Here is an 11,590-nt window from a genome sequence, read left to right as displayed (position 1 = left end):
AATTAGAACGGGAGGCCTGGCGGGGGTGTTTGGTTTCTTTTTTTTGGTCGGTTTTGGGGGGCGGACGTTGGCCGGGGTGAATCCCCTGGCCCCGCCCCCCTGCCCCTGTGGGGGGGTTGTTGCCCTCCCCCGGTAGTGCCGCCCCGGGTCAGGCCGCGATCGTGAGGTCGGCGCGGCCGAACAGGAGCGCGTAGCCGCGGGGAAGGCCGGCGAGGAGGCGGTCGGTGAGGTGGTCGCCGGCGAGGTCGTTGAGGGCGGCCAGGACGGAGGACGCGTCCCAGCGGGCGCTGGTGAGGCTGGTGTTCAGGGCGCGGGCGACGGCTTCGACGAAGGCGGGCGCTGCGACCGGCTGGGGCAGGGGGATCTGGGCGGCGAAGACGGCGCGGGCCCGGTCGGGGAGGCTGGCGGCGACGTCGCAGCGCTCCTCGCCGGTGAGCTGGGAGCCGAGGACGGCCAGGACAGCGTGCAGGACGCGTTCGGCCTCCTCGTCGGAGGTGTAGCGGCCGAGGGTACGGACCTGCTGGAGAAGGAGACGGTACCGGGTCATGGCGGTGGTGGCCTTCCAGGGGTGGGCCGCCGCTGGCGGTACGGCGGCGCGAAGGTAGGGGTCAGGGCCGGTGGCCGGGCTGGGGGCGGCCGAACAGGAGGTCGTAGCCGGGCGGCAGCTGGAGCAGGACACGCTCGATGAGGTCGTCGCCGGCCGCGTCGGCCACGGTGCTGAGGACGGCGCCGATGTCCCACAGGGCGGTGGTCTCGGTGGCGCCCTCGATCCAGGCCGCCGTCGCGCGCACGAACCTCTCCGGGCTGAGCGGCTCGACCGCCCGCAGCGGGCTGAGCAGGACCAGGGCCATGGTCTCCGGCAGGCGGGCGGCCAGTTCGGCGCGCACACCGCCCGCCAGGTGGGCGCCGAGCAGGGCCAGAACGACACGCGCCGCCCGCTCGGCCTCCTGGGGTGTTTCGTACTCACCGCGTTCCCGGATCTCCTCCAGGAACGCCTCCCATCGAAGAGTCACCACAGTTCTCCCTCTGTCCCAAGGACGGGCGCGAACGCCGTCGGCGCCCGGTCAGGGCTCGACGATCAGGCGCCCGTTCAGACCGGTGAGCTTGAGCAGCCGGACCACGCAGCGGCCGGCGCCGCGAAGGGCCAGGCGCCCGCCGCACCGGTCGGCCTGGTTGTGGGCCTGGACCAGGACGCCCAGGCCCGCACAATCCATGAACGTCACCTCCGACAGGTCGAGGACCACCTCCCGATGTGACTTGAGCGCGGCGGTCAGGGCACGGCGCAGCGAAGGGGCGGTGCCGAGGTCGATCTCGCCGTCCGCCCGGACCACGAAGGGGTCGTGCCCTTGGTCGTGCATGGTGTCTCTAGCTGTCGGCCCGGGACGCCGTGGTGTGCAGGGGCCGCTGGGCCGGGCGGGTCGTGGCCGGGTGGGGTGGCCGTCCCGCAGGGCCCGGGGGATTGGCGGTGCGGGACGGCGGTCCGGGGGCCGGTCAGGCCTGGATCTGCTTGCGGCTTCCGCTATGGCTGATCTCGATCTTGCGGGGCTTGGCCTTCTCGGCGACAGGGATCTTCAAGGTCAGTACGCCGGCGTCGTAGTCGGCGCTGATCCCCGCGGGGTCGAGGGTGTCGGAGAGCATGACCTGGCGGGAGAACACGCCGAGCGGTCGCTCGGACAGCTCCCACTTCACATTGTCGCCCTCGTGGCGGGGGCGGCGTTCAGCCTTGACCGTCAGCATGTTCCGTTCGACGTCGATGTCGATCGCCTGCGGGTCCACCCCGGGCAGGTCGAAGCAGATCACGTACTCGTCGCCGACACGGCAGGCGTCCAGCGGCATCGGGGCCGGCCGGGACCAAGTGCCGTTCGTGCCCAGGAACTGCTGGGTCAGACGGTCCAGCTCGCGGAACGGGTCAGTGCGCATCAGCATCGCGAAACACCTCCACTGATCGATGGGAGCCAGTGCGCTTCACCTGAATCTGTTCTAGCATGTCATCCATCCGATGACAAGCAGCGAAGTCGCCAAAGGAGTGACACCTATGGGAAAGCGGCCCGACCCGCCCGCCACCGGCGGCAGCCCACCCACAGGACCGGCGTCCTTCCTCGCCGCCACTGCGGCGCTCGCCGCCATCGACGACGCCGTCCGCACCGCCCAGAACACCAGCCCGGCCGCCCGGCCCGGCGCCGGTGCACCGGACGAGGGACCGAGGCCGGCCCTGGCCGCGCTGGTGCTGCTGCGCGAACTGCGCACCGAGCTCGCCGGCTGGGAGGCGGGCCTGGTGGAGAGCGCCCGCGCCGGTGGCGCCACCTGGGCCGACCTCGCCCGGCCCATGGGCGTCGCCAGCCGCCAGGCCGCCGAGAACCGCTACCTGCGCCTGCGCCCCGCCGACAGCGGCTCCACCGACGCGGAGACCGGAGCGGAGCGCGTCAAAGCCGTACGCGACCGCCGGGCCGCCGACCGCGCTGTCACCGCCTGGGCCCGCGACAACGCAGCCGACCTGCGCGTCCTCGCCGCCCAGATCACTGCCGCGCCCGGCCTCACACCCCGGGCCCGCCCAGCGCTGACCGAGCTCACAACCGCCCTCGGCGCCCCCGACCCGGCCGACCTGATAGCGCCCCTCGCCGACATGCGACCCCACCTCGCCGCCGCCCACCCGGACCTCGCTGCCCGCCTCGACGACCTCACCAACCGCACCGACCGCCTCCGCCATGACAGCGACCAACGACGAACCTGACCCCCTCATCACCGAAGACCGCTGGCAGCACATCGAAGACCGGCTCGCCGCCATCGAACGCCGCATCCGCGAGCACAGCAGTGACGCCATTGCCACCGTCGACGCCTGCCTGGCCAGACTCGACGCCCTCCGCCACGACCTGGCCCACGGGCGGCGCGGGAGGCGGGCAGGTCACGCGGCATTCGCCAGCTCGGGCAGCCAGCCCGGCAGCCATCCCCGCCCGGCTCAGACCCGGGTCCTGCGAGCGCACCAGTCGGTGCAGTAGCGGCGGGCGCGGCCGGTGGAGGCCGGCGGCATGCCTGGGCGCCGCCCGGGCAATGGCCCGGCGGAACCGGAGCGGCCAGGTGTTGATGAGAATCCGCGATTTCCCCCCAGACCTGCTCGACCTCAGGCCGTCCGACGATCAACGAAGCGGGGAGGCCGGGTGAGTAGGCCGTTTCCGACGCCGTCAACGGCAGGGCGGGTACCGTGCGCGTCGGCCCGCGGCGGTGCGTTCAGGGCTCGGGATAGCCGGGGCCCGGCGTGGCCTCGACCAGGGCGGCGTTCAGCGTTGTCAGCGCGGCGATCACCGCGCTGACCTGCCCACCGGGCAGCCCAGGGAGCAGCTGGCGCAGTGTCGATTCGGCGTCCCGGTTCCTGGCTTTCTGCCGTGTCGCCGCGCGCTGGGATGCCTCCTGCGTCCTTACAGCCCTCGTCGGTGATCAGCTCACGACGGCTTCCTCACCTACCTCCTACTCCCCCCGCGGCTACGCGCTTCTGTCGCCGCCGTCTGGCCCTTGCCGGCCCGGACGGCCGCTGATCCGTCCCGCGCGCATGAACGGACGAATATCGGTAAAAAGGGGTGAAGAAGGGGCGGTGCGGTTGCGGCGTCCGGCGGACGACTGGAGGACCTGATGAGCGACCTGTGGCAAGGCGAAGGAGAAGGTCGGTGACCTGACCGGTGACGAGGAGCTCAAGGGCGAGGGCCAGGCCGACCAGGTCGATTCGAAGGTCAGGCAGGCCGCGGACGATGTCAAGGACGCCGTACAAGGCGCCGCCGACCGGGTGAAAGGCGCCCTGAAGCGGAACGACTGACCAAGGGAGGCACCGGCATGGCCCTGTTCCTGTTCATCCTGTTCATCGCCGTGGTGTTCGGCTTCGTCGGCGCCCTCGTGAAGGGCCTGCTGTGGCTGCTCGTCATCGGCGCCGTGCTGTTCGTCGCAGCCCTGGTGCTCGGCGGCGTGCGCCTGGGCCGCGGGCGAGGTGCACCCAGATAGGTGCGGGCCCCGGGGCGTACCGTCCGCACAGGGGACAGGCCGCCTGTGTAGGCGCTGCGCTGGCCTCTGCGACAGGATCCTCGGGGGACAGGACCGGCTCTGGGGTGGCACGTGTTGGCAGGTCCCCCGCCTCTCCCGCCCCACCTGCGCCCATCGGTGTCTCGCAGCGGCATTCCGTAACCGGCTACGGGGGACGGGAGTTACCGGTTTCGTGACCGAGACCGCCCAGGTGCATCAGAACCGGTCTCGGCGTACCGGGCACCCCTGGTCCGTGGCGCGTTGGCGGGCCCGCTGGCACGGTTTCATCTGCTGGAACGTCACAGGAGCGCGCCAGCGGGCCGCGGAACTCTGGCATCTGGAGGTTCTCAGAGCACGGTATTTCACGTGATCCCAGGCGGGGCGATAGCGGTATCGCCGGGGCACTCGGGTCTCAGCACACGGCTTTCGTCCTTGGCCGCTCTGCGCGTGCGCGTTCTCCAGTCTCAGGGGGAGCCGGGGCCGCCGCAGCCCGCGCGAAGCGTCGGTGAAAGGGAACGGTGAGGCGTAGCCCGGATCGTCGAGTTCAACTGGCCGTGGCCCACTGGGTGGTTCGCGCGTGCAGAGGGGAGACGACTGCGGCGTAGCAGTTTCCGGGCAGGTCGGTGACCCAGTCGAAGGTGTCGAGGGTGACGCCGTGCTGGGCGGCGGCGTGGAGCATGTCGGCCAGCAGAGCGGTCGCGGTGGCTTTCTGCTCCTCGGTGCCGGGTGTGGTGCGGCGCTGAGCGGCTTCGTTGATGCGGTCGGTCAGGTCGCGGTGCCTGAGGACGGCGCGGTAGCACGTGCTGGGCAGGTCGGTGACCCAGTCGAAGGTGTCGAGGGTGATGCCGTGTTTCGCTGCGGCGTGGAGGATGTCGGCCAGCAGGGCGGTCGCGGCGGCGCGGTCCTGCTCGGTGCCCTCGTCCGGGCGGCGCTGAGCGGCTTCGTTGACGCGGTCGGCCAGGTCACGGCGCCTGGCCATGGCGCGGTAGCACGTGCCGGGCAGGTCGGTGACCCAGTCAAAGACATCGAGGGTGACGCCGTGCTGGGCGGCGGCCCGGAGCATGTCGGCCAGCAGGGCCGTCGCGGCGCCTTTGTCCTGCTCGGTGCCCTGGTCGAGGCGTCGCTCGGCGGCGGCGTTGACGCGGTCGGCCAGGGTGCGGTTATTGCGGTCGGTGTACTGGTACACGCTTCTGTCTCCTCGGTCGGTCGGGTGGCCGTCGGCGTGGCCGGGGTTCGTTTCCGGCTGTCGAAGCGGGTGATGGCGGCGGTGCCGCAGAGGGTGTGGACGCCGAACCGGGTGCTGCACGCGCGTCCCGCCGGGCCAGGCTCGGCTCTGGCGGGACGCTCGGTTCGATGCGACTCGTGTGAGGCGCCCCCGACCCTTGCCTGTGGCGTGTGCCGGGCGCGGACGGCCGAGCGGTGCGGGGGTGCGGCCGGCCGGGCTGGTTAGGCGTACGGCGGGCCGCACCCCGGTGGGAGGGTTACAGGCTGTGGGTGAGGTGGTCGGTCAGGAGGCGGGTGAAGCGGGCCGGGTCGGGCAGGTCGCCGCCCTCGGCGAGCAGGGCGCTGCCGTGGACGAGTTCGGCGATGTCGGCCAGGACCGGGTCGTCGGACTTCGCCCCGTGGGCCCGGTGCAGGGCGGTGATCAGGGGGTGGGTGGGGTTGAGCTCCAGGATCCGCTTCACGGTGGGCAGTTCCTGGCCCATGGCCCGGTACATCTTCTCCAGGGTGGGGGTCAGGTCGTGGGCGTCGCCGACCAGGCAGGCGGCGGAGGTGGTGAGCCGGGTGGAGAGGCGGACATGCTTGACGTGCTCGGCCAGGGTGGCCTGCAGCCAGGTGAGGAGGTCGGCGAACTCCTCCTCGCGCCGGGCCTTCTGCGCCTTCGCCTCGTCGTCGCCGTCGGTGTCGGCGTCGTCGCCGAGGTCGACCTGGCCCTTGGCGATGGACTGGAAGCGGTGGCCCTCGAAGGCGGGGACCTGGTCGGTCCAGACCTCGTCGACGGGGTCGGTGAGGATCAGGACCTCGTAGCCCTTGGCGGCGAAGGCCTCCATGTGCGGGGAGTTCTCCACCATCTGGCGGTTCTCGCCGGTCAGGTAGTAGATGGTGTCCTGGCCGTCCTTCATCCGCGCGACGTACTCGCGCAGCGTGGTCGTCTTCTGCGCGTCGTGGGTGGAGGCGGCCGAGACCAGCGGCAGCAGCGCGTCGGTGTTGTCGCGGTCCTCGAGCAGGCCTTCCTTGATCACCCGGCCGAACTGCTCCCACGCCGTGGTGTAGGCCTCGGGGTTGGTGGCCTGCATGTCCTTGAGGGCGGCGAGGACCTTCTTGACGAGTCGCCGGCGGACCGCGGTGATCTGGCGGTCGTGCTGCAGGATCTCGCGGGAGACGTTCAGCGACAGGTCGTGGGCGTCGACGACGCCCTTGACGAAGCGCAGGTAGTTCGGCATGAGCGCGTCGCAGTCGTCCATGATGAACACCCGCTTGACGTACAGCTGCACGCCCCGCTTGGTGTCCCGGGAGAACAGGTCGAACGGCGCGTGGGCGGGGATGAACAGCAGCGCCTCGTACTCGAAGGTGCCCTCGGCGCGCATGTGGATGGTCTCGGCCGGGGCCTGCCAGTCGTGGCTGATCTGCTGGTAGAAGTCGTGGTACTCGGCCTTGGTCACCTCGCTGCGCGGGCGGGCCCACAGGGCCTTCATCGAGTTCAGCGTCTCGAGCGCGCCGGCGGGTTCGGCGCCGTCCACGGCCTCGGCCTCGGTGTCGGTCTCGGCACCGTCCGAGGTGGCGGGTTCGGCGGCCATGCGGATGGGCCAGCGGATGAAGTCCGAGTACTGCTTGACGATCTGGCGGATCTTCCACGCCGCGAGGTAGTCGCCGAGCCCGTCCTCGCCGTCGGCCGGCTTGAGGTGCAGCGTGACCGAGGTGCCCGCCGGCAGGCCGCCGGCCTCCGCGATCGTGTAGGTGCCCTCGCCGTCGGACTCCCACGCGGTGCCCTGCTCGGTGCCGGCCCGGCGGGTGTGCAGGGTGACCTTGTCGGCGACCATGAACGCCGAGTAGAAGCCGACGCCGAACTGGCCGATCAGGTTCTGCGCCGCTTCCGCGTCCTTGGCCTCCTTGATCCTGGCCAGCAGGCCGGCGGTGCCGGACTTCGCGATGGTGCCGATCAGGTCGACGACGTCCTCGCGGGTCATGCCGATGCCGTTGTCCCGCACCGTCAGGGTGCGGGCCTGCCGGTCGACCTCCAGGGTGATGTGCAGGTCCGAGGTGTCGGCCGCGAGGTCGGTGTCGGTGAGGGATTCCAGGCGGAGCTTGTCGAGGGCGTCGGAGGCGTTGGAGATCAGCTCGCGCAGGAAGATGTCCTTGTTCGAGTAGATCGAGTGGATCACCAGCTGCAGCAGCTGGCGGGTCTCCGCCTGGAACTCCAGCGTCTCGGTCGGGCTGGCCACGGGAGGCGTCTCCTTTGTGTGCACGTAGCGGGAAGGGCTCGGGTCGGGCTGCCGGGGCTGGCCGGGGTGCTGTGTGGCCGGCCCCGGGGGTGTTCAGATGTGGCTGAGGGGCTGGTAGGGCTGCTCGGGGCGGGCGGTGCCGGGTCGGGCGGTGCCGTAGCAGGACAGGAAGAGCTTCCAGCCGTCGCGGCACTCCAGCGTCGCGCCGTAGCGCACTGCGGGTGGGTCCGGGCGCGTGCTGTACCGGTCGACGCGCACGATCCCGGCGGCCGGGTCGTCGGCCGCCATGGCGGCTGCGACCAGGGCCTGCTCGACGAGGGCCACCGGAATCGACGAGCCCGTCAGGTCCGGCGCTTCCACGCTCTCGGCGCCGTCACCGTCGCCGGTGGTGATGGTGGGGGCGGTGCCGCTGGCACCGGTGATGGTCCACCACACCTGTCCGCCGCTCTCCAGGGTCACGGTCAGTCCGTAGGGGCTGTCGTCGTCACGCTGGCAGGCGCCGGTAATGCCCGGTATGCCCAGGGCACGCTCGATGAGCAGTTGCTGCAGATCGGCTGGAGTCATGGGAGTCGGCTGGGATCGGGGACGGCGCGACCGTCGCCGTCCGGAAGATTCGGGTGGTCTGCACGCCGCGAGCCGTCAGGCGTCAACTCGCGCCCCGTGTGGGGGCACAGGCGCCTCGTGCGGGCTTGCGGCGGTAAGCCGGTCCACGGCGTGCGGGTCGTGGACCGGCAGGGGTGTGACTCGGGGTGGTCACGGGCTGGCTGAGGGTGTGCGGCGCTGCCGGTTGCTGTCGGCGCGTAGCTGGTCGGCTCGGGCGGTGAGTTGATCGAGGCGGTCTGCGATCTTCGGGTGCTCCGCCTCCAGTAGGGGCCGGGTCTCGGTGAGCGGGGCGAGCAGGCGGGCGGGGTCGTTGTGGCCGAGTGCATCCAGGAGGCGCTCTATGGTGGGGGCCGCTTGTGTGCCGAGGCCGTCCAGAGCGCCGATCTGTCCGGCGAGGCGGCGCAGGTCGGCGGCGTTGTCGCGGGCCCAGGTGGTCACCGCGCGGTCGGCGGCGCGCTGGTCGCGCGTGGCCTGGACGCGTTGCTCGCCGGTGCTTCCCGCCCCGGTGCCGGCGTTCGCGCTGGGACGCAGGCGCAGGTAGCGGCGTTCGGCGGCTTGGCGGCTTTGGACGCCCAGTGGTTCGGCGAGGTCGGCCCAGGTGGCGCCGGCATCGCGAGCGGTCTCGATCAGGCCGGTCTCCCAGTCGGCGAGTTCCTCGCGCAGGTGGCGTAGCAGCAGGATTGCGGAAAGGGCCTGTTGTGGATCGCTTTGGCCTGCGTCGTCCGGGGGTGCGTGGCGGGCGGTGCGGGCGGCGGCGTCCATCATGCCCAGCGCGGCGGCGGCGGCCAGGAACGAGGCCGGCCCCACCCCGGCCGCGCCGGTGTCCTGGGTATCCATGTCGTCACTCTTTCGCTGACTGGGTGAGTGTCATCGTCTGGATGACATGCTACAACGGTTCGTGTCGCGCCGCGCCGGCGCGAACCACCCAAAGCGCTTCTGGATCGGAGGTGCCCGACGATGTCCATGCGCACTGCGGTGCCTCACCAGGCGCCCCCGGGGCCTGGTTGCGACCGGCCCCGATTCCGATGGACGCCTGGCGAGAGGACGACCGTTTCATGATCGCGCTCGATGTGCCCGGCGTCCCGCTGGAGGCGATCGAGGTCGACGTACTGGGTCGGGTGGCGACCGTAAAGGCCGAACGCCGTCCCGCCCCCCACGGCGGGAATGCGCGCATCCAGCTCGCCGAGCGCTCCCACGGGGTGTGCGAGCGCCGGATCCAGCTGGCTGACAGTCTCGACCCGGGCCGTATCACGGCCCACCTGCAGGACGGCGTCCTGACCCTCACCGTCCCCACCGCCTCGGCCTCCCGGCCCCGCAGGATCACCATCTGTCGGCAACGGGTGAAACGAGGGCTGCGGCGATGCTGGCGAAGGCGGCGAAGTGGTCGGCCTTGCGTTCGTAGCGGCGGTGGAGGCGGCGGAAGCCGCCGACCCAACGTCATGGCTGACCGGCTACCGCCGGCTCAACCACCGCTACGAGCGTGATCCCCGCAACTACCTGGCCTTTCTCGGCCTCGGCGCCACCCTGTGCTGCTACAAACGCCTGATCCGCATCACCACATAGGACACGGTCCAAGTCGAGCGAGACGGGACACCGCCGCTGGTCCGGTTCCGGGAGCTCTGACGAATGTCCTCTGACAGGTGATCTTGACCGTCTGTCAGCAGATCTTGACCACAGCTGATGCTGAGGCGTTGGGCTGGCGTGGGCAGGACGAACGAGTGCCCCGCATCGCGAGTGGACCTATCGGAAACGGGCCCTCTGTTATTGAGGTTCGAGATCCGCAAGGATCGCATCTAACGTGCAGTCAGGAAGGCCACCGCGGGGCTACCGGGCCTGTCGGCTGCACCCCAGGGCTGTCCGCGAACTGCGAGTCAACCGAGCCAGCTGACACCCACCCCGGCAAACCGGATCTCGCTGGTGAACGATCTGCTGCCCGTCGCCGAGGAACAGGGGCCCTATGACCGCGGGCCGCAGAAGGTCAATGGCCAGGCCTACTCCACAACGCTGTCTTCCAGCTGCTCGGTCGCCACGTGGCAACTCGACCGCCAGTACACGACCTTCACCACCACCCTCGGTGCGGCGGACAGCACCGCCTCCGACACCAAGATACTGCTCTACGTCGAACTGGACGGCGTGCGAAAAATCGAGCGGAGCATGGCCGTCGGCTCCACGCTGCCCGTGACACTCGACCTGCGCGGCGTCTTCCGCATCACCCTCGGCTCCATGTCCTGCAACAGCCGCCACCAAGAAAACGTCGGCGCGTGGATCGACCCCGTCATCACCAAGGCCCCCTGACCAACGGCCCCCCACGCCGAACTGGCCCGGCGCGAGATGGCAGCAGACGGTGTCCGGTGCAGGCCGATCCGAGGGCCGCCACCCCCATCGGGGCTGGCACGCTTGCCGGTGACGGTCATCTGTCCGTGAGGCTGTGGTCAAGATCTGCTGGCAAACGGTCAAGATCACGTGTCAGAGGACAACGAAGGCCGGCGGCCGGTTGTCCCAGCCTTGCCCCAGGTCCGGACGCAGAACAGCGTGACCTGGGGTTTTCAGGTGGGACCGTCCCAGCGGATCGGGCATGCCGGGCGTGCTGGGACAGGGTGTGTCTCAGCTTTGTCCCAGGCCGACGGCGGCGCGACGGTGCCCGCCGGTGATGGCCCGGATTGTGCGTCTCGGGTCCGGCGGGCACCGGCAGCAGCGTAGCGGGCGCGGCACGCCGGCCCGGCTCTACAGCGCGGGGTGCGGCGGGTCTTCGGGGGCGACGGCTGCGATCCGCACGGTCGGCGGCCAGGGCGGGGCGGGGGCGTAGGCGTGCACGACGTTGAGCGCGGGCCGGCCTTTGGCCCGGTCGCCCTCGATCCGGGTGGAGTACAGCTCGACCTGCTGGCCGCCCTCGGTGACGGTGCGGATCGGGCGGCCGAGTCGCGGCCGGTGTTCGAGTTCGGCGCGCAGCGCTTCCAGTGCCTCGGTGGCGCCGAGCTCCTTGGCGCGCCGGGCGGCGCGGTCGGTGACCACGGCGACCGCCGGGTCCGGCTGCTGGTGCTGGTCGGTCACTCGGCGCCCTGCCGCGCCAGCAGGTCGGCGACGGCCTGGTCGACGGCGTCGGATGTCTCCGGGTCGGCGGCGAGCAGCACGCGGCCGCGGTAGGCGGCGACGATCTCGGCGACCGCGACCAGGTCCACGACGGCGGGGACCTGGTCGACCTGGTCGAGCCGGTCCATCGGCACCCGGCGCAGCAGCTGCTCGGCGAGTTCCGCGTCCAGGCGCTCGGCATCACCGGGGAAGCCGTGGCCGGCGCGCAGCGCGGCGCGCAGTTCCTGGACCGTGTCCATCGGCGGCAGCCCGAGACGGCCGCCCCCTCGTTCGGCGGGCTGGGCGCTCATCCCCACCAACCCCTCTCCCTGTCGGCATCTCCCGGCGCCGGGCCGGGCCCTGTGGTGTCGACGGTAGCCGCCCCGAGGCTGGTCTGGGGCGGCGCCTGGCAACTCGTCCCGGACGGGGCCGCCCCGGGTCCGTCCGGGGCGGAACCGGCCCCTCCAGCC

At 71.4% G+C, this 11,590-nt stretch carries 14 protein-coding genes and 3 pseudogenes; 7 read left to right on the top strand and 10 right to left on the bottom strand.

The genetic code is table 11. From position 1 onward, the window contains the following. Nucleotides 1–148: 148 nt before the first annotated feature. From ACFVGO_RS03525 to ACFVGO_RS03510, 4 genes are all read right to left on the bottom strand, one after another. Nucleotides 149–547, bottom strand: a complete 399-nt coding sequence (locus ACFVGO_RS03525; protein WP_359913418.1) for a DUF2267 domain-containing protein — start codon at nt 545–547, stop codon at nt 149–151. Nucleotides 548–608: 61 nt separating this feature from the next. Next, the gene (locus ACFVGO_RS03520) at nt 609–1,013 is read right to left on the bottom strand and encodes a DUF2267 domain-containing protein (RefSeq protein ID WP_380630771.1); all 405 of its coding nucleotides are present in this window, start codon (nt 1,011–1,013) and stop codon (nt 609–611) included. Between the two features lie 51 nt (nt 1,014–1,064). Beyond that, nucleotides 1,065–1,358 (bottom strand): STAS domain-containing protein, encoded by a 294-nt coding sequence (locus ACFVGO_RS03515; RefSeq protein ID WP_371519665.1) that lies wholly within the window; start codon nt 1,356–1,358, stop codon nt 1,065–1,067. A gap of 133 nt (nt 1,359–1,491) precedes the next feature. Then, nucleotides 1,492–1,926 (bottom strand): Hsp20/alpha crystallin family protein, encoded by a 435-nt coding sequence (locus ACFVGO_RS03510; RefSeq protein ID WP_359913409.1) that lies wholly within the window; start codon nt 1,924–1,926, stop codon nt 1,492–1,494. A gap of 109 nt (nt 1,927–2,035) precedes the next feature. Here ACFVGO_RS03510 and ACFVGO_RS03505 point away from each other — a divergent pair, with 109 nt between their 5' ends. The 4 genes and pseudogenes from ACFVGO_RS03505 (at nt 2,036) to ACFVGO_RS03490 (ending at nt 3,987) form a co-directional block, all read left to right on the top strand. Continuing rightward, the gene (locus tag ACFVGO_RS03505) at nt 2,036–2,731 is read left to right on the top strand and encodes a hypothetical protein (RefSeq protein WP_359913406.1); all 696 of its coding nucleotides are present in this window, start codon (nt 2,036–2,038) and stop codon (nt 2,729–2,731) included. After that, on the top strand, nt 2,706–2,996 hold the full coding sequence (locus tag ACFVGO_RS03500; RefSeq protein WP_359913403.1) for a hypothetical protein: 291 nt from the start codon (nt 2,706–2,708) through the stop codon (nt 2,994–2,996). Before ACFVGO_RS03505 ends, ACFVGO_RS03500 begins: the two co-directional genes overlap by 26 nt. 653 nt (nt 2,997–3,649) lie before the next feature. Next, nucleotides 3,650–3,805 (top strand): annotated as a pseudogene (locus ACFVGO_RS03495) (CsbD family protein); the annotation flags it as partial. Between the two features lie 17 nt (nt 3,806–3,822). Continuing rightward, a complete protein-coding gene (locus tag ACFVGO_RS03490; protein WP_359913400.1) occupies nt 3,823–3,987 on the top strand; it encodes a hypothetical protein in 165 nt (54 codons plus the stop codon). Between the two features lie 562 nt (nt 3,988–4,549). Here the strand turns inward: ACFVGO_RS03490 and ACFVGO_RS03485 are convergent. The 4 genes from ACFVGO_RS03485 to ACFVGO_RS03470 all read right to left on the bottom strand — a co-directional run bounded on the left by ACFVGO_RS03485 (nt 4,550) and on the right by ACFVGO_RS03470 (nt 8,888). Then, complete coding sequence (locus tag ACFVGO_RS03485) at nt 4,550–5,191, bottom strand: hypothetical protein (RefSeq protein WP_380630770.1); 642 nt, start codon at nt 5,189–5,191, stop codon at nt 4,550–4,552. Nucleotides 5,192–5,486: 295 nt separating this feature from the next. Further along, entirely contained in the window at nt 5,487–7,448 is a 1,962-nt protein-coding gene (gene htpG / locus ACFVGO_RS03480; RefSeq protein WP_359913394.1) for a molecular chaperone HtpG, read from the bottom strand. 93 nt (nt 7,449–7,541) lie between these two features. Further along, complete coding sequence (locus ACFVGO_RS03475; RefSeq protein ID WP_359913391.1) at nt 7,542–8,012, bottom strand: hypothetical protein; 471 nt, start codon at nt 8,010–8,012, stop codon at nt 7,542–7,544. A 189-nt stretch (nt 8,013–8,201) separates the two neighbouring features. Then, nucleotides 8,202–8,888: a type III effector protein gene (locus ACFVGO_RS03470; RefSeq protein ID WP_359913388.1), complete on the bottom strand. Its 687-nt coding sequence runs from the start codon at nt 8,886–8,888 to the stop codon at nt 8,202–8,204. A 41-nt stretch (nt 8,889–8,929) separates the two neighbouring features. On the opposite strand from ACFVGO_RS03470, the pseudogene ACFVGO_RS03465 reads away from it, so the two are divergent. The 3 genes and pseudogenes from ACFVGO_RS03465 to ACFVGO_RS03455 all read left to right on the top strand — a co-directional run. Further along, nucleotides 8,930–9,367, top strand: a pseudogene (locus ACFVGO_RS03465) (Hsp20/alpha crystallin family protein); the annotation flags it as partial. 121 nt (nt 9,368–9,488) lie between these two features. Continuing rightward, nucleotides 9,489–9,614, top strand: a pseudogene (locus ACFVGO_RS03460) (IS5/IS1182 family transposase); the annotation flags it as partial. Between the two features lie 354 nt (nt 9,615–9,968). Beyond that, a complete protein-coding gene (locus tag ACFVGO_RS03455) occupies nt 9,969–10,346 on the top strand; it encodes an NPCBM/NEW2 domain-containing protein (RefSeq protein WP_359913386.1) in 378 nt (125 codons plus the stop codon). A gap of 429 nt (nt 10,347–10,775) precedes the next feature. Here the strand turns inward: ACFVGO_RS03455 and ACFVGO_RS03450 are convergent, their stop codons facing one another. Both ACFVGO_RS03450 and ACFVGO_RS03445 read right to left on the bottom strand, forming a co-directional pair. After that, nucleotides 10,776–11,102: a hypothetical protein gene (locus ACFVGO_RS03450; protein WP_359913453.1), complete on the bottom strand. Its 327-nt coding sequence runs from the start codon at nt 11,100–11,102 to the stop codon at nt 10,776–10,778. Beyond that, nucleotides 11,099–11,431 carry a hypothetical protein gene (locus ACFVGO_RS03445; RefSeq protein ID WP_380630769.1) on the bottom strand — a complete coding sequence of 111 codons (333 nt, stop codon included), beginning with the start codon at nt 11,429–11,431 and terminating at the stop codon, nt 11,099–11,101. The genes ACFVGO_RS03450 and ACFVGO_RS03445 overlap by 4 nt, the downstream gene beginning before the upstream one ends. Nucleotides 11,432–11,590: the final 159 nt, after the last annotated feature.

This window comes from Kitasatospora sp. NPDC057738 (genome assembly GCF_042798815.1).
Classification (GTDB): domain Bacteria; phylum Actinomycetota; class Actinomycetes; order Streptomycetales; family Streptomycetaceae; genus Kitasatospora; species Kitasatospora lactacystinica.
This window is presented reverse-complemented; position numbering and strand designations above follow the sequence as displayed.